Annotated in this window: 25 protein-coding genes; 13 read left to right on the top strand and 12 right to left on the bottom strand. The window is 65.2% G+C overall.

The features are described from left to right. Positions 1-102: 102 nt before the first annotated feature. The 3 genes from fabD to acs form a co-directional block, all read right to left on the bottom strand. On the bottom strand, positions 103-1050 hold the full coding sequence (fabD, locus tag GYH34_RS03090; RefSeq protein ID WP_161912313.1) for an ACP S-malonyltransferase: 948 nt from the start codon (positions 1048-1050) through the stop codon (positions 103-105). A gap of 84 nt (positions 1051-1134) precedes the next feature. Then, complete coding sequence (locus GYH34_RS03085; RefSeq protein ID WP_036293633.1) at positions 1135-1338, bottom strand: hypothetical protein; 204 nt, start codon at positions 1336-1338, stop codon at positions 1135-1137. A 126-nt stretch (positions 1339-1464) separates the two neighbouring features. Then, a complete protein-coding gene (acs, locus tag GYH34_RS03080) occupies positions 1465-3399 on the bottom strand; it encodes an acetate--CoA ligase (RefSeq protein ID WP_161912312.1) in 1935 nt (644 codons plus the stop codon). A gap of 320 nt (positions 3400-3719) precedes the next feature. Here acs and GYH34_RS03075 point away from each other — a divergent pair, with 320 nt between their 5' ends. Further along, positions 3720-4214 (top strand): hypothetical protein, encoded by a 495-nt coding sequence (locus tag GYH34_RS03075; protein WP_244635244.1) that lies wholly within the window; start codon positions 3720-3722, stop codon positions 4212-4214. A gap of 25 nt (positions 4215-4239) precedes the next feature. Here the strand turns inward: GYH34_RS03075 and GYH34_RS03070 are convergent, their stop codons facing one another. Beyond that, entirely contained in the window at positions 4240-5427 is a 1188-nt protein-coding gene (locus GYH34_RS03070) for an MFS transporter (protein WP_161912311.1), read from the bottom strand. Positions 5428-5558: 131 nt separating this feature from the next. On the opposite strand from GYH34_RS03070, the gene GYH34_RS03065 reads away from it, so the two are divergent. Beyond that, positions 5559-6695 carry a methyltransferase gene (locus tag GYH34_RS03065; protein ID WP_161912310.1) on the top strand — a complete coding sequence of 379 codons (1137 nt, stop codon included), beginning with the start codon at positions 5559-5561 and terminating at the stop codon, positions 6693-6695. An 85-nt stretch (positions 6696-6780) separates the two neighbouring features. Continuing rightward, a complete protein-coding gene (locus GYH34_RS03060) occupies positions 6781-7509 on the top strand; it encodes a serine protease (RefSeq protein ID WP_161912309.1) in 729 nt (242 codons plus the stop codon). Here GYH34_RS03060 and GYH34_RS03055 read toward each other — a convergent pair. From GYH34_RS03055 to GYH34_RS03035, 5 genes are all read right to left on the bottom strand, one after another. Beyond that, positions 7499-7936 (bottom strand): iron-sulfur cluster assembly scaffold protein, encoded by a 438-nt coding sequence (locus GYH34_RS03055; RefSeq protein WP_161912308.1) that lies wholly within the window; start codon positions 7934-7936, stop codon positions 7499-7501. The genes GYH34_RS03060 and GYH34_RS03055 overlap by 11 nt on opposite strands. Beyond that, positions 7933-8337, bottom strand: coding sequence for a DUF1641 domain-containing protein (locus GYH34_RS03050; protein ID WP_161912307.1), 405 nt, complete (start codon positions 8335-8337; stop codon positions 7933-7935). Before GYH34_RS03050 ends, GYH34_RS03055 begins: the two co-directional genes overlap by 4 nt. An 18-nt stretch (positions 8338-8355) precedes the next feature. Then, complete coding sequence (locus GYH34_RS03045; RefSeq protein ID WP_161912306.1) at positions 8356-9546, bottom strand: FAD/NAD(P)-binding oxidoreductase; 1191 nt, start codon at positions 9544-9546, stop codon at positions 8356-8358. A gap of 144 nt (positions 9547-9690) precedes the next feature. Further along, positions 9691-10284 carry a TetR/AcrR family transcriptional regulator gene (locus tag GYH34_RS03040; protein WP_142862913.1) on the bottom strand — a complete coding sequence of 198 codons (594 nt, stop codon included), beginning with the start codon at positions 10282-10284 and terminating at the stop codon, positions 9691-9693. A 59-nt stretch (positions 10285-10343) separates the two neighbouring features. Beyond that, positions 10344-10715: a hypothetical protein gene (locus GYH34_RS03035; RefSeq protein WP_161912305.1), complete on the bottom strand. Its 372-nt coding sequence runs from the start codon at positions 10713-10715 to the stop codon at positions 10344-10346. 194 nt (positions 10716-10909) lie between these two features. On the opposite strand from GYH34_RS03035, the gene leuD reads away from it, so the two are divergent. From leuD to ptsN, 5 genes are all read left to right on the top strand, one after another. Beyond that, entirely contained in the window at positions 10910-11515 is a 606-nt protein-coding gene (gene leuD, locus GYH34_RS03030; protein WP_161912304.1) for a 3-isopropylmalate dehydratase small subunit, read from the top strand. A gap of 164 nt (positions 11516-11679) precedes the next feature. Continuing rightward, entirely contained in the window at positions 11680-12582 is a 903-nt protein-coding gene (gene lptB, locus GYH34_RS03025; RefSeq protein ID WP_161912303.1) for an LPS export ABC transporter ATP-binding protein, read from the top strand. 210 nt (positions 12583-12792) lie between these two features. Continuing rightward, a complete protein-coding gene (gene rpoN / locus GYH34_RS03020; protein WP_161912302.1) occupies positions 12793-14373 on the top strand; it encodes an RNA polymerase factor sigma-54 in 1581 nt (526 codons plus the stop codon). Between the two features lie 381 nt (positions 14374-14754). Continuing rightward, positions 14755-15315, top strand: a complete 561-nt coding sequence (gene raiA, locus GYH34_RS03015; RefSeq protein WP_161912301.1) for a ribosome-associated translation inhibitor RaiA — start codon at positions 14755-14757, stop codon at positions 15313-15315. A 226-nt stretch (positions 15316-15541) separates the two neighbouring features. After that, on the top strand, positions 15542-16006 hold the full coding sequence (gene ptsN, locus GYH34_RS03010; protein ID WP_036296004.1) for a PTS IIA-like nitrogen regulatory protein PtsN: 465 nt from the start codon (positions 15542-15544) through the stop codon (positions 16004-16006). 58 nt (positions 16007-16064) lie between these two features. Here ptsN and GYH34_RS03005 read toward each other — a convergent pair whose 3' ends face one another. Both GYH34_RS03005 and GYH34_RS03000 read right to left on the bottom strand, forming a co-directional pair. Continuing rightward, positions 16065-16343, bottom strand: coding sequence for a general stress protein (locus tag GYH34_RS03005; RefSeq protein WP_024878137.1), 279 nt, complete (start codon positions 16341-16343; stop codon positions 16065-16067). Positions 16344-16496: 153 nt separating this feature from the next. Then, positions 16497-17312, bottom strand: coding sequence for a response regulator (locus GYH34_RS03000; protein WP_161914864.1), 816 nt, complete (start codon positions 17310-17312; stop codon positions 16497-16499). A 184-nt stretch (positions 17313-17496) separates the two neighbouring features. Here GYH34_RS03000 and GYH34_RS02995 point away from each other — a divergent pair, with 184 nt between their 5' ends. The 3 genes from GYH34_RS02995 (at position 17497) to fumC (ending at position 19858) form a co-directional block, all read left to right on the top strand. Continuing rightward, positions 17497-17811, top strand: a complete 315-nt coding sequence (locus tag GYH34_RS02995) for a NepR family anti-sigma factor (RefSeq protein ID WP_161912300.1) — start codon at positions 17497-17499, stop codon at positions 17809-17811. Next, positions 17811-18389, top strand: coding sequence for a sigma-70 family RNA polymerase sigma factor (locus tag GYH34_RS02990; protein ID WP_018267325.1), 579 nt, complete (start codon positions 17811-17813; stop codon positions 18387-18389). The genes GYH34_RS02995 and GYH34_RS02990 overlap by 1 nt, the downstream gene beginning before the upstream one ends. A 62-nt stretch (positions 18390-18451) precedes the next feature. Beyond that, entirely contained in the window at positions 18452-19858 is a 1407-nt protein-coding gene (gene fumC / locus GYH34_RS02985) for a class II fumarate hydratase (RefSeq protein ID WP_161912299.1), read from the top strand. A gap of 98 nt (positions 19859-19956) precedes the next feature. Here fumC and GYH34_RS02980 read toward each other — a convergent pair whose 3' ends face one another. After that, positions 19957-20274, bottom strand: a complete 318-nt coding sequence (locus GYH34_RS02980; RefSeq protein WP_161912298.1) for a hypothetical protein — start codon at positions 20272-20274, stop codon at positions 19957-19959. A 211-nt stretch (positions 20275-20485) separates the two neighbouring features. Between GYH34_RS02980 and GYH34_RS02975 the strand changes: the two genes are divergently transcribed. Next, a complete protein-coding gene (locus GYH34_RS02975; RefSeq protein ID WP_174242355.1) occupies positions 20486-22096 on the top strand; it encodes a SagB/ThcOx family dehydrogenase in 1611 nt (536 codons plus the stop codon). Beyond that, on the top strand, positions 22093-23811 hold the full coding sequence (locus GYH34_RS02970; RefSeq protein ID WP_161912297.1) for an ATP-binding protein: 1719 nt from the start codon (positions 22093-22095) through the stop codon (positions 23809-23811). Before GYH34_RS02975 ends, GYH34_RS02970 begins: the two co-directional genes overlap by 4 nt. The last annotated feature ends 95 nt before the right edge of the window (positions 23812-23906 follow it).

Here is a 23906-nt window from a genome sequence, read left to right as displayed (position 1 = left end):
TGTTCAATCGTGTTTTCTTCACGCGAACCGGTTCCCACTTCGCTCGAAAACACTCTAATGGGACGAAGAGCCCGGCCCTCGCGGCCGGGCTTTTTTGTGTCGTCAGACGAAGGCGCGATAAGCGTCCAAATCTTCCGGCGCGCCGACATTGATTCCCTTCGCCTCGGAGGCGATTCGCTTCAGCAGGCCGGTCAGCACCTTGCCGGCGCCGCATTCGACGAATTTGTCGACGCCCGCGCCGGCCATATGGGTGACGCATTCCCGCCAGCGCACCGTGCCCGTCACCTGCTCCTCCAGCAGGCGGCGGATATCCTCCGGCGAAACGATCGGGCTCGCCGTCACATTGGCGACGACGGGGACCTTGGGCGCGAGAATCGTGGTCGTCGCCAGCGCCTCGCGCATGGCGTCGGCGGCGCCCTGCATCAGCGCGCAATGGAAGGGGGCGGAGACGGGCAGCGACACGGCGCGCTTCACGCCCCGCTCCTTGGCGATGAGAATCGCCTTCTCGACCGCGGCCTTGGCGCCGGAGACGACGATCTGGCCGCCGCCATTGTCATTGGCGACCTGGCAGACCGCCCCTTCGGCCTCGGCCGCCGCCTCGGCGATCGCGCGGGCGGCGTCGAGATCGACGCCGATGAGCGCGGCCATCGCGCCCGCGCCGACCGGAACCGCCGCCTGCATGGCCTGGCCGCGCAGCCGCAACAGCCGCGCAGTGTCCGCTATGGAGAGCGCCCCGGCGGCGGCCAGCGCCGAATATTCGCCGAGCGAATGGCCGGCGACGAATTTGGCGTCGCGGGAGAGATCGAGCCCGGCCTCGGCCTCCAGCACGCGAACGGCGGCGAGGGAGACCGCCATCAGCGCCGGCTGGGCGTTGGCGGTGAGCGTCAGCTCGGCCTCCGGGCCTTCGAACATGATCTTGGAGAGCGGCGCGCCGAGCGCGGCGTCCACTTCCTCATAGACGTCGCGCGCCTGAGGAAAGGCCTCGCCGAGCGCCTTGCCCATGCCGACCGCCTGCGACCCCTGCCCCGGAAACACGAATGCCTTCGCCATGCGCTGCTCGTCCCCTCATTTTGGATTGACGAGCGCCGAGTGACCCAGGCGCGGGCAGGTGTCAAGCCTGACGAACTCGACCGCTCAATGGAGGAAGAGCTTCAGCGCCACGGCGGAAAGAATGGCGATGACGAAGCCGAGCATCCATTTGATGACGGCCATATCGTTCTCGAGCTTGGAAAACCGGCTTTCGTAAACAGTCAGGGCTTCGGCGGCCCGACGAGCCTTCTCTTCCGGCGCTCCGGCCGAGACGAAGGCGTCATAGACCTCGGAAATCATAATGCTCATGTCGAGTCCCTGTCGCCGAAAGCCACTTTTACGGTTGGCGCCTCGTAAAACATAGCGCGGAAAGGGTCGGCGCGCGAGAGGCGATCATCGCCAACGCGCGCGCCGCGCCCGATCTCGCTCCCTTCGTCACCCCGCCGGCCGGTTCTTGATGAGATCATCCACGACGCTCGGATCGGCGAGCGTCGAGGTGTCCCCCAGCGCGCCGAATTCATTCTCGGCGATCTTGCGCAATATGCGCCGCATGATCTTGCCGGAGCGCGTCTTCGGCAGGCCGGGCGCGAATTGAATCACATCCGGCGAGGCGATGGCGGAAATCTCCTTGCGCACGAAATCGACCAGCTCCTTGCGCAGACGCTCGGAAGCCTCGACTCCGCCCATCAAGGTCACATAGGCGTAGATGCCCTGGCCCTTGATCGCATGCGGGAAGCCGACGACCGCGGCCTCGGCGACCTTCTCATGGGCGACGAGCGCGCTCTCGATTTCCGCCGTGCCGAGACGATGGCCGGAGACATTGATGACGTCGTCGACGCGGCCGGTGATCCAATAATAGCCGTCGGAATCGCGCCGGCAGCCGTCGCCGGTGAAATATTTGCCCGGATAGGCGGTGAAATAGGTCTGCACGAAACGCTCGTGATCGCCGAACACGGTGCGCGCCTGTCCCGGCCAGCTATCGGCGATGACGAGATTGCCCTCGCAGGCGCCCTCGAGCACATTGCCATTGGCGTCGACGATCTCCGGCTGCACGCCGAAGAAGGGCTTGCTCGCCGAGCCGGGCTTCAGCGCCGTCGCGCCCGGCAGCGGCGCGATCAATATGCCGCCCGTCTCCGTCTGCCACCATGTGTCGACGATGGGGCAGCGGCCCTCGCCGACGACGCGGTGATACCATTCCCAGGCTTCTGGATTGATCGGCTCGCCGACCGAGCCGAGCAGGCGCACCGACTTGCGGCTCGTCTTCTTCACCGGCTCCTCGCCGGCGCCCATCAAAGCGCGGATCGCCGTCGGCGCCGTGTAGAAGATGTCGACCTTGTGCTTGTCGATCACTTCCCAGAAGCGCGAGACGGTCGGATAATTCGGCACGCCTTCGAACATCAGCGTCGTCGCGCCATTGGCGAGCGGGCCATAGACGATGTAGCTGTGGCCCGTCACCCAGCCGACATCCGCCGTGCACCAATAGACATCGCCCTCGCGATAATCGAAGACGAGCTCATGCGTCAGCGCGGCATGGACGAGATAGCCGCCGGTCGTGTGCAGCACGCCCTTGGGCTTTCCGGTCGAGCCGGACGTGTAGAGGATGAACAGCGGATCCTCGGCGCCGACCTCGGCGTAAGGGCAATCCTCGGGAACCTTTTTCGCCTCGTCCTCGTAACGGAAATCGCGGCCGGGCTTCATATCCACCTTGGCGCCGGTGCGCGTGACGACGATGACGGTCTTGGCGGAGACCTTCTCCAGCGCGGCGTCGACATTGTCCTTCAGCGGCGATTTGCGGCCGCCGCGCACGCCCTCGTCCGCGGTGATGACGACATCCGATTGCGCATCCTCTATGCGGCCGGCGAGCGCATCCGGCGAGAAGCCGCCGAACACCACCGAATGCACAGCGCCGATGCGCGCGCAGGCGAGCATGGCGTAGGCGGCCTCCGGAATCATCGGCAGATAGATCGTCACGCGATCGCCTTTGCGCACGCCATGCGCCTTCAGCACATTTGCGAAGCGGCAGACCTGCTCGTGCAATTCGCGATAGGTGATGTGGCGCGAGAGCGAAGGATCGTCGCCCTCCCATATGATCGCGACTTGATCCGCGCGATGCGGGAGATGCCGATCGATGCAGTTCATCGCGACATTGGTGGAGCCGTCGCCGAACCATTCGATCGCGACATTATGCGTGTCGAAGCTGACGTCTTTCACGCGCGTGAAAGGGGCGATCCATTCTATGCGTTGCGCCTGCTCGCCCCAAAAGCCGTCGGGGTCGGCGACAGAGCGCCGGTAGAGCTCGTCATATTTCTCGGCGTTCACGCGCGCCTCGTTCCGCCACGCTTCCGGCACTGCATAGATCTTGTCGGACATTTCGAGCGTTCCCTCGGATGATCGCGGCGCGTTGGAGCGCGCCGTCGGCTTGTCGTGAATATGACCCTATTTCGCGCCTGAGGCTATGGCGTCCACTCCCACGGAGGCGCCCTGCTTTTTGGCGCCGCCCTGCTGCGCGGCGCGCTGCGACGAGGCGCCGCGCCGGCGCGACATCAGGTCGCAGATCGCTTCGAAGTGCTACGTATTACAGGAGCGATGCGCGTGCTGCGAGCTGAATTTCACGACGGCGCCGGACTGGTCGGCGCCGGATTTGCGGCTCTTTTAGACGGCGCCACCCCTTAACGCCTCGAGGAGCCCAGATGAGGACCCCATTGCTCGACGATATTCGCGAACTGTGCCTTCGCCGCTGCGACACGATTTTCTATTCCCTCGTCGCGATCATCGCCCTCGCCCGCGCGATCGTGGATTTCCAGGAGGGCGCGTTCAGCGCCGAGCTCTACGCCGCGCTCGTCAATTACGTCGGCTATCGCGAATTGCTGCGCCTCTTCCTGTGGGCGACCGTGAATCCGCGTTACGCCATCGCCTCGCTCTATGGCGCGGTCATCGCTTCGGCGCTGCCGGTCATGTTCTCGCATCCGAGCGCCTTCCTCTTCGAATGCACGGTCTATCTGCTGCTGCGCTTGGTCGCGCATATGCTGTTCGGCCTCAATGAGAAGGCCGTGCTCAAGCTCTATCGCGAGGTGCTGTTCGACTATTACAATCGCAAGCCGCCGCAGAAGCGCGACCGCAAGCGCCGCAAGTCTCTGCTCGAGCGTCTCGGCCTCGAGGAAGGCTTCGCGCCGGGCGCCGCCTGAGCTTTCGGCTTCTCGAGACGATCTTCTAGCGCTTTGGTCCCGTCTCCGGCATGGCGACGAGGACCAGCGCCAGTCCGGCGAGCGCGACCGCGGCCAGCGCCAGAAAGCCCGCCGCATAGCCGCTGGATGAGACGATGAAGCCCGCGATGGAGAGGCTCGTCGCGCCGCCCACGCCTTGCACGAATCCGAGACCGCCGCGCGCGAGGCTGTAATGCCCCGTGCCGCGCATGATATCCGCCAGCACCAGCGGCAGCAGCGCATCGAAGAGGCCGCCGCCGACGCCGTCCAGCAATTGCGCCGCGAGCAGATGCAGCGGCGTCTGCGCGAAGACGCAAGCGAGATCGCGCGCGAAGAGCGCGACGAAGGCGAGGACGATGAGCGGCTTGCGCCCGATGAGATCGGCGCGCTCGACGAGAAGCGCCATGCCGATGGTCGAGAGCTGCGCGAGAATGATCGCGGCGGAGGTCACGCCGCTCTCGAGGCCGGGATTTTCCGAGGCGAGCTTCTGGGCGATCAACGACAATGTCGGCGCATTGGCGAAATTGAACAGCGCCGCCGCCGCCGCATAGACGAGCAGCGTGCGGTAATGCAGCAAATCGCGCAGCCGGCCGGGCTGCGGCGGATGCGCGAGATCGACATCCTCGAGACCGCGCGCGCGATCGTGATCTATGGTCTCGGCCGGAATGGAGAAGGCCGCCCGCGCCGCGAGCGCAGCGAAAACCGGCGCCAGATAGAAAGGCGCCGTCTGCGACGCCAGCACGCCGACGAAGCCGATGACTCCGGCGATGAAAATATTTCCCGCACGATCGAAAGCGGCGTTTCGGCCGAGACGCTCGGCGAGACGCTCGCGGCCATAGAGGCCGAGCGTGATCGCCGCCACTGTCGGCGCGAAGACGGCGCCGAGCGTCGCCATGACGATATCGGCGGCGACGACCACCGGAATGCTCGGCGCATGAATGATGGCGAGGCCGCAGGCGCAGAGCACGAAGCTCGCGACGACCAGAAGCTCGCGCTTGGCGCGCGTGCGATCGATGAAGGCGCCGACCGCCGGATGCGCGGCTATGCCGACGAGCCCGCCGACTGTGAGCACGGCGCCGATCTCGGCCTGGCTCCAATGCGCCTGCGTGAACAGGAAAACCCCGACGAACGGCCCGAGCCCGCCGCGCACGTCGGCGAGGAAGAAATTGAGCCGATCGAGAGCGTCGAAACGCATGACGGCGATGATCCCTGTGAGCTCGCTGGCGAGCGCCGTAGGGGCCAAACGCCCGGACAGGGGATAATCGACGTTTCCGAGCCGGCGCTTTTGGGCTAGGAGCGGATTATTCTGGGACGGAGGGGCGGCGTATGGGGCAGTTCTTTCGGGACAGGCTGCGGCGGCTGCGGGATCGGCTGGTGTCGAGCCCGCGCTTTCAGCGCCTCGCCGCAGCGCATCCGCTGACCCGCGCCGCGGCGCGCAAGCGCGCGCGCTCCATGCTTGATCTCTGCGCCGGCTTCGTCTACTCGCAGGTGCTGCTCGCCTGCGTGCGGCTGAAGCTGCTCGAGCTGCTGCTGGAGCAGCCGCGCACTGCGGAGCAGGTCGCCGAAAAGCTGGAGCTGTCGCACGACTCCGCCGCGCGGCTGCTGGACGCCGCGGCCTCGCTCGGCCTCGTCGAGCGGCGCGGCAAGGAGCGCTTCGGCCTCGGCGAGCTGGGCGCGGCGCTCATCGGCAACAAGGCGGCGCTCTCGCTCGTCGCGCATCAGCCCATGCTCTACGCCGATCTCGCCGATCCGGTCGGCCTGCTGCGCGGCGACGAATCGGCCGAGCCGCGGCTCGCCGATTATTGGCCCTATTCGGCGGCGGAAAATCCCGCCGCCCTCTCCGCCGAGGAGGTCGCGCCCTATAGCGCGCTGATGGCCGCCTCGCAGCCGCTGGTGGCGCAGGAGCTGCTCGACATCTACCCCATCCGCCGGCACAGAGCGCTGCTCGACGTCGGCGGCGGCGAGGGCGCCTTTCTCATCGCCGCGGCGGCGCGCGCGCCACGGCTGCAGCTGATGCTCTTCGATCTGCCGGCGGTGGTGGAGCGCGCCCGCGCCCGGCTCGAGGAGGCAGGGCTCGCCAAGCGCGCGACCTTCTTTTCAGGAAATTTCCTCACCGATCCGCTGCCCAAGGGCGCGGATGTGATAACGCTGATTCGCATCGTCCATGATCACGACGACGCCTCCGCGCTGGAGCTGCTGCGCAATGTGCGCCGCGCTTTGCCGCGCGACGGGACGCTGCTGATAATCGAGGCCATGTCCGGCGTCCAGGGCGCGGAGCCGCTCGACGCCTATTACGGATTCTACACGCTGGCCATGGGCCGCGGCGAGCCGCGCACCCTCGCCGAGCTGCAGAAGCTCGCCAAAAAGGCGGGCTTTGGCCGCTTCCGCCTGCTGAGCAATCCCATGCCGATCGTCGCCAGCATTCTGCTGGCGAAGCCGGACCCCGATTATCACGGCCCCTGAGCGGCGGACCCGACTTGCCGGGGCGGAACCGAGCGGCCATGTCGCCGTTGGGGGAGAATCTCCCATGGAGGAGAAAGGCCGGGCGATGACGATCGAACCTCTGCTTCTCACCACGGCGCGCGTGGGCACGTTCCAAGGCGACGCCCCGCTGACCAACGCCAGCGGCTTCTTCTTCGAACGCGACGACCGGCTTTTCCTGGTGACGAGCCGGCATGTGCTCAGCGATGCGGCGACCGGCCATTGCCCCGACCGTATCGAGATCGAGCTGCATATAGACGCCGAGAACATGACCAAATCGACCGGCTTCTCGATGCTGCTCTACGAGGACGGCAAGAGCGTCTGGCGCCAGGGCCTCGACGCGGGCGGCGAGATCGATGTGGCCGCCATAGAGATCGAGCGGCAGGCTCTGCCGGAGCCGACCGTCTATCGTGCCTTCACCCCGGCGCATCTCTGCGGCGAGTTCGACACGGTGGAGGTCGGCTCCTCGCTGCTGATTCTCGGCTTTCCCTTGGGCTTCCACGACACGCTGCATCATATGCCGGTGGCGCGGCAGGGCGTCGTCGCCTCCTCTTTCGGCCTGCGCTTTCAAGGCCAGGGCTATTTTCTCACCGACGCGCGCACCCATAGAGGCGCGAGCGGAGCGCCCGTGGTGGCGCGCGTGCCGGCGCTGGAGGCGGGCCAGGGCGATCTGCCCTGGACGCTGCTCGGCGTCCATTCGGCGCGGCTGGACGTCGGCCGCGACCTCCAGCAGGACGAGGCGCTCGGCCTCAATTGCGCTTGGTACGCGGATATTCTGCTGGCGCTCACCGAGTAAGGCGCGCGCTCGCTTCGGCGAGCGCGTCGAAGGGCAGCAGAATGGAGCCGCGCCGCGTCGGAAAGGCGCGCGCCGCGGCGAATATCTCGAGCTCCCGCCACCTCTCGGGAAAGCCGACATCGACGCCGTCCAAAAGCTGCGCCAGCGCTTCGCCGACCGTGAGGACATCGGCGAGAGTTTCGCCGATCGCCCCCGCGGCCGCGATTCCCGTTGCGGCCATTCCGAGCGTGCAGGCCCGCGCGCGATGGCCGAGAGCGACGACGCGGCCGTTCTCGCAACGCAGATCGAGCGTCAGCCGGCTGCCGCAGATCGGGCTCGTCCGCGTGACGGAGAGGTCGGCGTCGGCGAGGCGCAGATCGTCGCGCGCTCGCCGCGCCCAGTCGCGCACGCGCCGCTCATAGAGCGCGGCGAGCGCCGTGTCGGTCATGCCGGCTCGTCGCGCGTCTGCCGCCCGAGCACGGCGAGGAACAGAAGCGCGAAATGCAGCCCGCGCCGCACATCCTCGTCGCCCGCCGCGCGCAGCAGGCCGAGCAGGGACGGCGTCGGCTTGCGCGCCGCCTCATTGGCCGCGAAGCGGGCGGCGTTGCCGAGCGTCCATGCCGCGCCGATCGACTCCTCATAGGCTTTCATCAGCTTTTGGATCATCGCGTCATCGGCCATGTCCACAGCGTCGGAAGCGAGAGAGAGAAGGTCGACGATATTGTGAAAGCGCCGGCCCTGAAGCAGAGGCGAGGCTTTCTCGAGAAGATCGGCGATTCCCTTTCGCGTCGCCTCGTCGAGCGTCGGCGAGGCGCTTTCATTGCGCATGTCGAGTTCGGTCGTGCTCATCGCTCATCCCTCGCTTTTTCAGATCACGCCGCGCGCGACAGACCAATAGATTCCGCGGTTGAAAGCCTTGCGGAGAAGCCCGCCGAGCTTGGTGGGCGGCGTCGGATGAACGTCCTCGTCATAATCGTACCAGAGCGGCATTCCGAGCTCGAGGCCCATTTGCGCCACGGCCTGGACCTTGCCGTCATAGGCGTCGACCGTGCGGCCGATGCGAATGTCGCCGGCGATATTATTGGCGATGACCGGGCATTGATTGTGGCAGGAGCCGCCGGCCTTGCTGATCGGCAGATCGACCGTGTCGCCCATCACATAGGCGTTGGCGAAGCCTTCGATCTGCAAGGTTCGGCGGTCGGTGGGCAGCCAGCCTTCATTGTTCATCGCCTGCGAGACGCCGCTCTCGATCACCGCATCGACCGCGCGAATCGGCGGCGTGCACATCAAGAGATCGAAATTCTCCTCATGGCCTTCCTCGGATCGCGCGACCTTGCGATCGGGGTCGACCGAATCCAGTGTGAAGCCGCGCTGGAATTTGATTCCCTTGGTCTCGAAGACGGAGGGCAGCACCTCGCAGACCTCCTGCTGGAGGAAGAGGCAATTGCGCAAAAGCTGCGAGACGGTCGGATAGGTGTAGACGATCTCGACCTGGTCGCGCACGCCTTTGCGGCGCAGATATTCGTCGAGCATCAGCGTTGTCTCGATAGGCGCTATGCCGCATTGATGCGGGACATTGGGCGTCTTGGGAAAATTGACGGTGATGAAGATGCGGCCCTTCTCGAAGCCGCGGAGCTTGTCGGCGAGGCGGCGGGCCGGCTCATATTGATAGAAATAATCGCCCGCCTCTTTGAGGCCGGGGATGCGCTCGGGCGCCGGCAGGCAGCCCGTTGAGACGACGATATAGTCATAGCCGATTTTCCGGCCGCTCTTCGTCGTCACGCTGGAGCCTGCGAAATCGAATCGCTCCACCTTGTCGACGATGAACTCGATCTCGGGGCGCAGCAGCGTGGTCTGCTTGCGGCGCAGCTCGCCCTCGAAGAACATGTCGAAGGCGACATACATGAAAGCCGGCTTGTAATAGTGCCAGGGCGAGTCGGAGAGCATGGTCACCTGGACCGAGCCGTCCGATATCTCGGGGTAGAGCTTTGCGACGATGCTATTGGCGGTCATCGTGCCGCCTATGCCGCCGCCGACGACGAGTATGCGCTTGGCCACTGCTTCCTCCCTTTTTTCCGCAGGGCTTTTGCCCCCGCGGTTTTTTCGACGCGCTCTCGGCGCGGCTTCTCCTCCGGGGCGGACACTCGCCTCGGACTCGACCTATTGTTAATATGACCGGTCGTCTCAAATCCGGGCAAAAAATCAGGCGCGGAAATAGCCGTTCAGCAGCATGTCGCGGAACTGGGTCAGCGGACGGACCGAGCGCTCGATCTTCATGCGCAGAAGCGAGCCCTGCCACGCGTCCACGAGAAAGTCGGCCATTTCCTTGGCGTCGAGATCCCGGCGGAAGCAGCCCTCCGCTTGGCCGCGCGCGACGCCCTCCCGAAGCTTGTCTCTATAGCGCCGCACGGCTTCGCGCAGCGAGGTCTGGCACAGATCGCTGGTGTCGCCGATCTCGCCGATCAGATTGCCGAGCAGGCAGCCGCCTTTGAACTCCCGGCGCTCGGTATCGGCGATCAGCTCATCGAAATAGGCGCGGAGCGCCGCATCGGCGCCGACGTCGGTACGTGCGAGATGCGCGTCGAGCTGGGCGATGAAGGGGTCGATATAATGCTTCACCACCTCGGCGCTGAACGCCTCCTTGCTGGGGAAGTAATTGTAGAACGAGCCCTTGGGCACGCCGACGCTCTGCACCAGCTCGTGCAGGCCGGTGCCGTGATAGCCCTGCTCCATCAGCAAAGCGACGCCCTGATCCAGGAGCTTGCGCCGAATATCGTTGACGTCCCGTCTGCTCATGGCGCTCTTATACGACCGATCGTCTCAAACGGCAAGCGGCCGTCAGCGTCGACATATCGCTAGATCGGTCTTTCGGAATAGAACGAGTATATAAATATAAGCGCGTCTCTCTGTGAGCTCGTCAGCTTCGCATCCTCATCGCTTTGCGCCAATCGAAACTTCCGGTCTATTCCCAGCATCTCATTGTGAATCGCGACAGGAAGCGGCGCCACAGAATCGACGGCGCAGGCCACGGCTTCGGTCCCCAGCCGGCCGAGGCCGGTGTTTCGGTCGATTCGGACGGTCTTCTGCGTCGTCACGACCCGCGCCTCGACTTGAATTTTCGTGAGACGCGTCACCAAGCAAATCAGGCTCGCGCCATTCGGCGTCGCGGCATGGAAGATATCCCCGACGACGAGCCTATGAAGCAGCGTTCTGCGCGTGATCGACATGCGGTCTCCGATCGAATCTCGGCCTGTCGACCGGCGCATCGGTCATAGGCCGAGTATTTTCTCGCCACAATCTCCACGGGCGTTTCGACCCGGGCGTCGCCGCCACAGGATCGCCTGCTTTGCGCCTTTTGCGACGATTTGCTAAAGGGCGCCGGAGAGCGCCCCGCGCGCCCGAGGCTCCAGGACAGTCCGAAATGGAAAAATTCGTCACCCTCACCGGCGTCGCCGCGCCGCTGCCGATCATGAACATCGACACGGACATGATCATTCCGAAGCAATATCTGAAGACGATTGCGCGCACCGGCCTCGGCAAGGGTCTCTTCTCGGAGCTGCGGTATAAGGACGACGGCTCGGACAATCCCGATTTCGTGCTCAACAAGCCGGCCTATCGCGACGCCAAGATTCTGGTGGCGGGCGATAATTTCGGCTGCGGCTCGTCGCGCGAGCACGCTCCCTGGGCGCTGCTCGACTATGGCGTGAAGGCGGTGATCTCCACCAGCTTCGCCGACATCTTCTACAACAACTGCTTCAAAAACGGCATTCTGCCGATCAAGGTCTCGCAGGCCGAGCTCGAGAAGCTGATGGACGATGCGGCGCGCGGCGCCAACGCCACACTGACGATCGACCTGCCGGCTCAGGAAATTCGCGGCCCGGACGGCGGCGTCGTCAAATTCGACATCGATCCTTTCCGTAAGCACTGCCTGCTCGAGGGGCTGGACGATATCGGCCTCACGCTGCAAAAGGCCGGCGCGATCGACGCTTTCGAGGCCAAATCGGCCGCGGCTCGGCCCTGGGCCTGATCGCGGTTTACCGGATTGCAAAAAAGTAACGAGGGTTTTTGGTCGAGAAAGCTTAGGATCGCCGCGAGCGGCGCGCGATCTTCGCGGTCCGTCTCTCTCGTGCAGGGCGCTGAGACTTGAGCTTTCGATCCTACCCATCCACGAGCGACGCCCGACCCGGCCTGTTGAGCCGGATCGGGGAGCGGCTGCGCCTGCGTCGTCCGGCGCGAGCGGAGGCCGAGGCGCGTTTTTCGGCCGAAATCGACCCCCGGATCGAAGACGGCGCCGAAAATTTAGGCGCCGATGAGACGCCGGACTTCGCCGCCGACGTTTCGGCCTATTCCGAGGCGGAGGCCGCCACGCATAAGGGCGTGCTGTCGATCCAGCATCTCGCCAAAGCCTATAAGACCCGCCGCGTCGTGGAGGATGTGAGCCTGCATGTGGCGCGCGGCGAGGCGGTGGGCCTGCTCGGCCCCAATGGCGCCGGCAAGACCACTGTTTTCTATATGATAACCGGGCTGGTGAAGCCCGATCGCGGCGTCATCGCGCTCGACGGCTATGACGTCACCGGCCTGCCCATGTACCGGCGCGCGCGGCTCGGCATCGGCTATCTGCCGCAAGAAGCGTCGATTTTCCGCGGCCTGACGGTCGAGGACAATATCCGCGCCGTGCTGGAGATCACCCAGCCCGACAAGCGCCTGCGCGAGCAGGAGCTGGATGCGCTGCTGGAGGAGTTCAAGCTCGAGCGCCTGCGCCGCACGCCGGCGGTGGCGCTCTCGGGCGGCGAGCGGCGGCGCTGCGAGATCGCCCGCGCCCTGGCCGGCCGCCCCGCCTTCATGCTGCTGGACGAGCCTTTCGCGGGCATCGACCCCATAGCCGTCGGCGGCATTCAGGACCTCGTGCGGCATTTGAAGGCGCGCGGCATAGGCGTGCTGATAACGGACCATAGCGTGCGCGAGACGCTCGGCCTCACCGACCGCGCCTACATCATCTACAACGGCCATGTTTTGACGGAAGGAACGCCCGAGGAGATCGTCGCGCATCAGGATGTGCGGCGCATCTATCTCGGCGAAGATTTCCGCATGTGATTTTTCGAACGAGATTTCTGATTTTTCGGATGAGATTTCGGACCGGAAGCGTCGCCGCGATTAACTGCTAGGCGGAATTTCCGGTGGGCGCCGAATAAATGGTCCTGCACCCATTCCCTCCCCGTGCTATAAGCAAGAAACAGGCCGAGAACAGCCGTTGTGGCGGCCCAACGCCGTACGCAATGGCGGAAAGTTTCGAGTAGGCGGAAAATGGCTATTTCCACCAAGCTGATGATGCGTCAGGGCCAAGCCCTGGTGATGACGCCCCAACTGCTGCAGGCGATCAAGCTGCTGCAATTCTCCAATCTCGAACTTTCCGCTTTCCTGCATGAGGAGCTCGAACGAAATCCGCTGCTCGAGGCGGTCGAGTCCGACGACTTCCCCGATGCGCATCAGGAGCGCAGCGGCGATGGCGGCGACGACCGCGGCGACGCCGGCTTCGACGGCGTCGGCGAGCCGCGCGAGGGCGATTGGGCGCAGGACAGTCTCGCGGTGGACGCCGGCCAGCTCGCGGCGGAGCTCGGCACGGAGATCGGCAACGCCTTCGAGCTCGAAGGCCAGCGCCCCGGCGCCGACGCCTCCGGCTCGCTCGAGGGCGCGGGCCTCTCGGCCAATTCCTGGACCGGCGCCAGCGGCGGCGGCGGCGATGGCGAGACGCCCAATCTCGAGGCCTATGTCGCCGCGGACGCCAATCTGCACGATCATCTGGCCGAGCAGCTCGCCCTCGCCTCCGCCGATCCGCGCGATCGGCTGATCGGCCACGCCATCATCGACGCGATCGACGAGACCGGCTATCTGCGCGAGGACATAGACGAGATCGCGCTGCGGCTCGACGCCGATCCCGTGCGCGCAGCCGCCGTGCTGGCGACGATCCAGACTTTCGACCCCTCGGGCGTCGCCGCGCGCGATCTGCAGGAGTGTCTCGCCATTCAGCTGCGCGAGCGCGACCGCTTCGATCCGGCGATGCAGATTTTCGTCGCCAATCTGCCGCTGCTCGCCAAGCGCGATTTCCCCGCTCTGGCGCGGCTCTGCGGTGTGGACGAGGAGGATGTGACGGATATGGCGGCGGAGGTTCGCCGTCTCGATCCCAAGCCCGGCCGCGCCTTCGGCGGCGCGCCGATCCAGCCGCTGGTCGCCGATGTGATCGTGCGCCCGGCGAGCGACGGCGGCTGGATGGTGGAACTGAACTCCGACGCTCTGCCGCGCGTGCTGGTGAACCACTCCTATGCCGCGAAGGTGAGCGCCGGCGCCAAGCGCGACGGCGACAAGACCTTCATCTCGAGCTGCCTGCAGAACGCCAATTGGCTGACCAAGAGCCTCGAGCAGCGCTCCCGCACCATTTTGAAGGTCGCCTCGGAGATCGTGCGGCTGCAGGACGCGTTTTTGGCCAAGGGCGTCGAGCATTTGCGGCCGCTCAATCTGCGCACCATCGCCGACGCCATCGGCATGCACGAATCGACCGTCTCCCGCGTCACCTCCAACAAATATATGATGACGCCGCGCGGCATATTCGAGCTCAAATATTTCTTCTCGGCCTCCATCGCCACCACCAGCGGCGGCGAAGCCCATTCGGCCGAGGCGGTGCGCTACAAGATCAAGCAGATGATCGACAAGGAGAGCCCTTTCGACGTGCTCTCCGACGACGCCATCGTGGCGCGGCTCAAGGAGATCGACATAGACATCGCCCGCCGCACCGTCGCCAAATATCGCGACAGCCTGCGCATCCCCTCTTCCGTCGATCGCCGCCGCGCCAAGCAGGCGATGGCGCGGGAGCATGCGCCGGCGCTATGAGCCGACCCCGGCGGGGGACGCCCTGCCGCGAATGACGGCGCCCTTTTGTCCTGTTGATGCAAATCATCGGCTCCGTAACACCTCCTAGGCGCCCGGGCGCCGTGGGAATGAGCAAAACGCTCGCCCATTGACTTCCCGAGCCGAGGCACTTAGAGCCTGTCGCCGAAGCGGGCAGGGCGCAAATGCGAGCTCGGCCCGTCTTCCGCCACGTTCGGACGGCAAGAATGACGCTCGGACGCTGGACCGGGATATTCGCCGGCGTTGCGGCGCGGACCGTGGGGGACGGTCGAAATCGACGCTCACGAGACCATCGCGAGATTTTTTTGAGGACGGCGGCTCCGCGCCCGGCGCGAGCCCTCCAATGGACGAGGCGAATCCGATATGTCGCTGCGCGTGTCCGGCAAGAACATCAACATCGGCGAGGCTTTGCAGATTCACGTCGGCGACAGGCTGAAGGCCGCCGCCGGCAAATATTTCGACGGCCAGCTCAGCGGCCATGTGACGATCTCGCCGGAAGGCTCCGGCTTTCGCGCCGACTGCAGCCTGCATCTCGCCGGCATCGACGTTCAGGCAGACGGCCGCGCGCAGGAGCCCTACGCCTCCTTCGATCAGGCCGCTGATCGCATCGAGAAGCGCCTGCGCCGCTATAAGAGCCGGCTGAAGGATCATCACGTCCCGCGCGAGGACGGCGAGGTGGCGCAGAGCTATGTGCTCGAGGCGCCCGATCAGGAACAGGACGCGCCCAAGGAATTCGCGCCGACGATCGTCGCCGAGGCGACGTCGCGGCTGCGCCGGCTGACCGTCTCGGCCGCGGTTTTGGATCTCGATCTGACCGGCGCGCCGGTCGTCGTTTTCCGCAACGCCGACACGGGTCGGCTCAATGTTGTCTACCGACGCAACGACGACCATATCGGTTGGATCGATGCGCCGGGCGGCGAATAGACGGCATATATCTTGCCTTTTGATTGGATGCAGCTGTGAGGGCGGCCATGCCTATTTCGCACCAATGGAATTCGCCCTGCGACCCGAATGAGAGCGGCCCCCGCCGCCGCGGGTCTCGTCGCAATGGCGCGACCCGGAGCGTCCTTTGATGAACAGCGATCTCGCGCGCGACACGCGCGACGGCGGAGCTCGGCCCCGACACGGCCTCGAATGGGATAGACGCCACATGCGGCTCGCGGATTTGCTCTCCACAGAAGCGGTCATTCCCTCGCTCAAGGCGAACAGCAAGAAGCAGGCGCTTCAGGAGCTGAGCGAGAAGGCGGCCGAGATTTCCGGCCTGCCCGCCCGCGAGATCTTCGACGCGCTGCTGCAGCGTGAGCGCCTCGGCTCCACCGGCATAGGCGACGGCGTCGCCATTCCGCATGGCAAGCTGGCGCGCATCAAGACGATTTTCGGGGTTTTTGCGCGGCTCGAGCGGCCGATCGACTTCGAAGCGCTCGACGGCGCGCCGGTCGATCTGATCTTTCTCTTGGTGACGCCGGAGGCTTCCGGCGCCGATCACCTCAAGGCGCTGGCCTGCGCGGCGCGCGTGCTGCGCGACCCTTCGATCGTGGCGACGATTCGCGCGACGCGGGACCCTTCGGCCCTCTATTCCATCATCGCGCAAACCTCCACGCCCCACGCCGCCTGAGGCCTTCGCGCCGCTGACGTCAGCCGGCCGCGATACGGCGAAGAAAAAAGGCCGCGGATTACTCCGCGGCTGTTCTCGGCTTGCTGTGGGAGGCATGGCCGCCCTTGCGTCCGGCCTCGGACGCGAGCTGGTGATCGCGGGAGAAGCTCCGCTTCGTCGGATCGACGCTCTGCCCACCCTTGCGTCCAGCCTTGGCCGCCAGCTCGGGGTTTTGCGAGAAGCTGCGCTTTTCATCGGGAACGTTCTGGCCGCCCTTGCGCGCGATCGCCCGCTGCTTCTCGGGGTCCATCGAAGCAAAGCCACGGTTCGACTTTTTCGTTTCCTGGATCGCCGTCATATCTTTTACCTTCTCTTGTCCCCCGGGAGTCAACGCCCGAGTCAAGACAAGGTTGCGCTCTATTCGCTTCCGATAGAAGTTTTTTTTGCCGCAATTTGGCCTGTGGTCTATACGTACGAAAATCAGCTATTACCTACGCTATGGCCTAATTGCTCACTTATGCTTATCATTGTGTTTGAGATGGGACCGTCTGTCGAAAAACAAAGCTTGGCTGATAATCGCTTTCAAGCTGTCGACGCTGAAAGGCTTGGCGATGAGAAACGCCGGCTCCGGGGGCTCTCCGGTCAGAAAGCGCTCTGGATAGGCGGTGACGAAGATCACCGGAGTGGACAGCGAGCCCAGTATTTCATTGACCGCCGCGAGGCCGGAGCTGCCGTCCGCCAGCTGAATATCGGCCAGAATGAGGCCCGGAGGAGTCTTGGATATGGCCTCGACCGCCTCCCTATGGGTTCGCGCCACGGCGACGACTCTATGGCCGAGCTCCTCGACCAGCCCGCGCAGATCGAGCGCGATCAACGGCTCGTCCTCTATGATGAGCACATCGGTCGCCAATTGGCCGGCGATTTCGGCGCTCGCCGTGTCGATCAGCGCCGCCGCCCGCGCCTCGGTGACGGCCAGCGCCCGCGCGATCTCGCCGAGCGAGAAGCCTTCCAGCGCATGCAGCAGAAAGGCGATGCGCGGCTGCAGCGATATGGCGTCGAGGTTGCGCCGCGCGCCCGTCTCATCGTCGCCCGCGAGACCGGAATGGTCGGTGTGGGCGTTGATCGGGCTCGACGTCCAGATTTCCAGAAACAGGCGAAAGAGGGAGATTTTCAGATCCTCGTCGGCGACGAGGCGGGTGGGGTCGGCGACCGCGGTCTCGAGCGTCGCCAGCACATAGGCGTCGCCCCCTTCGCGGCTGCCCGAGAGAGCGCGCGCGAAACGCCGCAAATAGGGCACATGCCTTAGAATAGCCTGAGAAATGGACATCATGTCCCTCGTTTCGCGTTGCGAAAGTCGCGCCATCATGGCGCGCCGAGCTGCGTCAAATCGCCGCCGTATATATGGGAACTAATTGGTAAAATTAGCGTTGTGCGTGGGTCCGCGCAAAGCAGTATAGCGCGGCCGCGTCCGCTCGCCAGAGTCGGGCCTCACCGGAATTCTCGAGGAGCAGATGGTAAAAAGCAACCGGAAGTCCATTGCCGCAGCCTCGAGCACGAGCGAAAGCGCCAACGAAACCATGCTGGATGACGGCGCCCTGAGCGCGGCGCCCGAAGGGCTCGTGGTGCTGAATTCACGACGTCCCCCGCGGAGCGCGCGCGCCAAGGCGGAGACCAGCGACCTCGGCGAGCAGATCGGCGAGCAGCTGCGCGGTATCTATGACGACGTCCTCAACCAGCCGATCCCGGATCGTTTCCTAGAGCTCTTGAACCAGCTCGAGAGCGACCCGATATCCCCGCAGCGGTCGAAGACGCCCGGGGAGGGATAGTGTCGACATCCGAAGCGGCGAAAGCCCAAGGAAAGGGGACCAAAGCCGACCTCGTCGCGGCGATTCCCAATCTGCGCGCATTCGCGGTTTCGCTCTGCGGCAACGCCGATCGCGCCGATGATCTGGTCCAGGAGACCCTGGTCAAGGCCTGGAGCAGCCTCGCCTCCTTCACAGAAGGCACCAATCTCACGGCTTGGCTGTTCACCATTCTCCGCAACATCCACTATAGCGACTATCGCAAGCGGCGCCGCGAGGCGCCGGACCCGGACGGCGCCATAGCGGCGCGGCTGGTGTCGCTGCCCGCGCAGAACGCGCATATGGATTTTCTCGATTTTCGCAGCGCGCTGCAGAAGCTGCCGCTCGATCAGCGCGAGGCGCTGATCCTCGTCGCCGCCTCCGGCCTCTCCTATGAAGAAGCCGCAGCGATCTGCAATTGCGCGCCCGGCACGATGAAGAGCCGCGTCAATCGCGCGCGCAATCGCCTCGCCGAGGTGCTCGCGCTACGCTCCACCAGCGATATCGGCGATTCCTATTACATCGGCGAGCAATCGATTCTGCCGCGCACGGGCAATGATTGATAGACGGGCCGAAATGCCCCATAGGGAAGCTCGAGCCCGATCATTTTCCGCGAGCGAGACCGATGACCGACAAGACGACCGCATTCCGAACCGAGCGCGATTCCTTTGGCGACATAGAGGTTCCGGCCTCCGCCTATTGGGGCGCGCAGACGGAGCGGTCGCGGCAGAATTTCCCCATCGGCGTCGGCCGCATGCCGATCGAGATCGTCCATGCGCTGGCGCGGGTCAAGCTCGCGGCCGCCGAGGCCAATCTCGAGAAGGGCCTGCTGAAGAGCGAGGTCGCCGCCGCCATCTCGGCCGCCGCCCGCGACGTGATCGACGGAAAGCTCGACGAGCATTTCCCGCTCGTCGTCTGGCAGACGGGCTCCGGCACGCAATCCAACATGAACGTCAATGAGGTGATCGCCAATCGCGCCAATGAGGCGCTGGGCGCTGGCCGCGGGGCCAAGTCTCCAGTTCACCCCAATGACCATGTCAATCTCGGCCAATCCTCTAACGACAGCTTCCCCACCGCCATTCATGTGGCCGCGGCGATCGCCATCTCACAGCGCCTGCTGCCGGCGGTGGAGCGGCTCCACGCCGCGCTGGCCGCCAAGTCCAAGGCCTTCGAGCATATCGTCAAGATCGGCCGCACCCATTTGCAGGACGCCACCCCGGTCACGCTCGGCCAGGAATTTTCCGGCTATGCGGCGCAGGCCGAGTTCGGCGCCAAGCGCATCCGCCAGGGGCTCGAGGATTTGTTCCTGCTCGCCCAGGGCGGCACCGCCGTCGGCACGGGCGTGAACACTTACAAAGGCTTCGCCGAGGCGGTCGCGGCCAAGATCGCGGCGCAGACCGGCCTGCCGTTCCAGACGGCGCCGAATAAATTCGAGGCGCTCGCCGCCCATGACGCCGCGGTCTTCGCCCATGGCGCGCTGAATGCGCTCGCCGCCGGCCTCTATAAGATCGGCTGCGACATTCGCCTGCTCGGCTGCGGCCCGCGCGCCGGCCTCGCCGAGCTGAAGCTGCCGGAGAACGAGCCAGGCTCGTCGATCATGCCGGGCAAGGTCAATCCGACCCAGGTCGAAGCGCTGACCATGGTCTGCACGCGCGTCTTCGGCAATAACGCCACCATCACCTTCGCCGCCTCGCAGGGCCATCTTGAGCTCAATGTGCTGAAGCCGGTGATCGCCGCGGCGCTGCTCGAATCGACGATATTGCTCGCGGACGGCATCGACAGCTTCATCACCCGCTGCATCGACGGGATCGAGCCCGACGAGGCGAACATCAAGAATTTCTTGGAGCGCTCGCTGATGCTGGTGACGGCGCTCGCGCCCAAGATCGGCTATGACGCCGCCTCGAAAATCGCCCGCGCCGCGCATCACAATGGCACGACGCTGCGCGAGGAGGCGCTGAAGTCCGGCAAGGTGACGGACGCCGAGTTCGACGCGTTGGTGCGGCCGGAGAATATGCTCGCGCCGAATGATTGAGCGGTAGGCTCGTCGCGCCGCCTCACGGCGCTGATCGTTTCCTCATCATCCGGGGCGGCGGCGCCGTCGCCTCGGCGAGCGGAAGCAGGATCGTCGCGTCAGCCCGCCAGCTTCGCCAGCGCCTCGGCCAATATGCGCGTCTGCGTCCAATCCAGAAAAATCTCCGGCCCGTCCGCCGCCCTCACCGTGACGCCTTCGTCCTGGACCTGCGCCTCGAACTCGTGATCGCTGGCGATCGGGCTCATGAAGATGGTCTTTTCCGCGCTGGAGCCATTGGCGACCGCCGCCAGCGCGCGGGAGAGAATGCCGGCCTCGTTCGGGGTCAGCCGGCGCAGCGGCTGCTGGCCCACGCGAATCGTCACCAATGCGCCAAAATGCCGATGCTCGGCGGCTGCGACTTCGACGATTTGCGACATCGCTAGGCTCCTTTTGTTCGAGCCGTTCCCGAACCAACACGGCTGCATTTAACTATCAGACTGATTTTGCTCGCGCCGATCATTTTTTTGCGGCGCAGCGAACAAGGCACGATCCTTGAATCCCTCGAGGCGGCGTGTCGGGATCCGATCGAGTGGCCGACAATCAAAATCCATACCTTCCCCGTCTCTGCGGCGGGGAGTGGGAGCGCGTATGAGCTTCGACGATCGCGACACCATGCCGACGGACATTCGCGGCTACCATCGGCGCACCAAGCATGCGCCGAACCGCTATGCGATGGGTCCGGGCTTTCTCGATTGGACGTCGCAACCCTCGCCCTTCCGCCTCTTCGAGGGCGTGCGGCAGACGCCGCTGCCCATCATCGAGGAAACGCCGTCCTTCCCCGGCCCTGCGCCGCAGCCGGCGGCGCTCGATCTTCGGGCGCTGGGCCTCTTCCTCGAGCTGTCCTTCGGCATAAGCGCCTGGAAGAGCTATGAAGGCTCGACCTGGGCGCTGCGCAACAATCCCTCCTCCGGCAATCTGCATCCCACCGAAAGCTATGTGCTGCTGGATGCGGTGGAGGGGCTCGGCGCCGGCGCCGCGCTCTATCATTATGCGCCGCTGCTGCATGCGCTCGAGGAGCGCGCCGTCTATACGACCCCGCGCGTGCTGCCCAAGGGCGGCTTTCTTTTAGCGCTCTCGTCCATTCCCTGGCGCGAGGCGTGGAAATATGGCGAGCGCGCCTTTCGCTATTGCCAGCTCGACGCGGGCCATGCGATCGGCGCCGTCGCGCAGGCCGCCGCCGCGCTCGGCTGGCGGGCGCAGGCGCTGGCCGATCCGTCCGACGGCGAGATCGCCGCGCTCATCGGCCTCGATCGCGACGACGCCTGGCACAAGCGCGAGCCGGAGCATCCCGATCTTTTGATGTGGATCGTGACCGAGCCGGGGCCGGCGACCCCGCTCGACCTTTTCGCTCTCATCGACGCGCCGCGCGAGTTCCGCGGCCAGGCCAATCGGCTGAGCGAGGATCACGACGGCTGGCCGATCATCGATCTCGCTGGGCAATTCTGCCGCAAGCCGCGCCAGCCCAAGCCCCCGGCGCCGACGCGCGCGCAATCGCCGGCGCCCGGTTTCGAAGGCGTCTCCATCGGCGCCGCCGTGCGCAAGCGCCGCAGCGCGCAGAAGATGGATGGAACCACCTCCATCTCGCGCGAGGCCTTCGCCGCGCTGATCGCTTCGACGCTGCCGAGGGAATCCACTCTGCTCTCCGCCTTCCCATGGGGCGCGGCGATCACGCTCATTCTCTTCGTGCATCGCGTCGATGGCCTGGAGCCCGGCCTCTATGCGCTGCAACGCGACTCGGATGTCGCCGCGCGGCTGCGCGACGCCTCGCGCAAGGACTTCGAATGGTCGCTGGTCGAGCTGGAAGGTCTGCCGCTCTATCGGCTCTATGCGGGCTCTGTGGAAAAAGAGGCGACCAAGCTCGCCTGCCTGCAGCCCATTTCCGGCAAGGGCTGCTTCAGCGTCGCGATGATCGCCGAATTCGACCGCGCGCTCGCGGCGGACGGCGCCTTCGCCTATCGGCGCCTGCATTTCGAGGCCGGCCTCATCGGCCAGGCTCTCTATCTCTGGGCGACCGCGGCGGGGATCGCCGGCACCGGCATCGGCTGCTTCTTCGACGACACGGTCCATGAGCTTCTGGGCCTGCCGCCGGGCGATATGCAGTTCCAGGACGTCTACCACTTCACCGTCGGAGGGCCTGTCGAAGACACGCGCATTCTGACGCTTCCCCCCTATCCCGATGACAGGCGAGAGCGGCGATGAATATTCAAATCGAACGCCAATATGTCGAATCGCTGATGGCGCGATTCCCGGCCCGCGCAGGGTTCGCGGAACAATTGCGCTTCAGCGACAGAGTCGAGGTCGAATTCTCTCATCTCTCCGACGAGGAGCTGACCTTCCTCGAGGATCTCTATCGCGCCGCCGGCCCGGACATGCGCGCGAGAGCCGCGCAGCTCGCGACGCTGCGCGACGCGCTGAAGGCGGGCGGCCGGCGCTTCGAGGCCACCGAGCTCGAGCAGGTTCTGCCGGCGATGGTGCGCTATCTGACCGCCGACGCCATTCGCGGCTGGCTGTTCACGGCCAGCGTCGCCTCCAAGCCTCTGCCTTACGTCATCACCCGCTTCGACTATGTGCCGGCCTCCAACGACGAGGCGGGCAAGGTGATGATCGAGCTGAAATCCAACGCCAAGGGCGTGCTGACCACCAACGCCATTCGCATCATGGCGGCGGAGATCGCGGGCCGCACGATCAACGAGATTCTCGCCGTCAAAGGCTTTATCCGCGAGACGCCCGAGCTGATCGCGGCCTTCGACACGGCGACCGAGACCTATTTCGACTGGCGCGGCCGCTATGGCCAGCAGTTCACCGGCCGCGGCACCGGCTTTCACGCCGAGGACCCCAACGCCTCGCATCGCGACACGGATTGGTCGCGCAAGGATGTCGTGGTGCTGTCGACCAGCGGCGGCGACGCGCGCCTCGTCAATGACGAGGCCATTCTCTCGGCGCGCAGCCTGACGCTGGAATCGCCCGGCGACGTGCTCGGCAATTTCATCCGCAAAGCGTCGAAGAGCAACAAGTTCACCGTCGAGGACGAGCTCGCGGTGATGCAGCAGCAGATTCCCGAACATCTCTTCAAGCGCATTCCGGTGCATCCTTACATTCTGATGTTCCATCTCGATCTGCATCACCATGTGTGGGTGCATGTCGACGAGATGAAGCTCTATGAATATAAGCCGGCGCTGAAGCAGAAGCTGGTGCTGCCGGCCGAGCAGACCGATCTCATCGACATTCTGACCGCCGAGATGGACGTGCTGATGGACGATATCGTCGCCGGCAAGTCGGGTGGCACCACCGTGCTCTGCGCCGGCCCGCCCGGCGTCGGCAAGACGCTGACGGCGGAAGTCTATTCGGAGATCATTCAGCGCCCGCTCTATCGCGTGCATTCCGGCCAGCTCGGCCTCAATGTCGCGACAATGGAGACCGCGCTGAAGGAAATCCTCACCCGCGCGCAACGCTGGGGCGCGGTGATGCTGATCGACGAGGCCGACGTCTACATCAAGCGGCGCGACGACAATATCGCCATGAACGCCGTGGTCGGCGTGTTCCTGCGCGTGCTGGAATATTTCAACGGCCTGCTGTTCCTGACGACCAATCGCGTCGACGATATCGACGAGGCGATCGTCTCCCGCTGCATCGCGCTCATCAAATACAGCCCGCCGGACGATGACGCGAAGCGCCGCATCTGGCGCGTGATGTCCGATCAGTTCGAGCTGAAGCTCGCCGATGCGCTGATCGACGATCTCGTCGCCGTCTTCCCCTATGCGACGGGCCGCGACATCAAGGGCCTCGCCAAGCTGACGGCGAAATTCTGCCATCAGAAGCAGGTCTCGCCGGATATCGCCGTGTTCCAGCGCTGCGCGATCTTCCGCGGGCTGGATGTCGTGCGCGGGGAGGAGTTGAAGACCGCCGCGGAGTGAGCGGGCGAGTCCTCGGGATGGACGGGCGCTTCCTTCTCCCGCTCGCGGGAGAAGGTGGCCTCGCAAAGCGAGGTCGGATGAGGGTCCGACCCCGG

The organism is Methylosinus sp. C49, from assembly GCF_009936375.1.
Lineage (GTDB): Bacteria > Pseudomonadota > Alphaproteobacteria > Rhizobiales > Beijerinckiaceae > Methylosinus.
The sequence above is the reverse complement of the archived record's forward strand: the minus strand, read 5'-3'. Positions and strand labels throughout refer to the sequence as shown.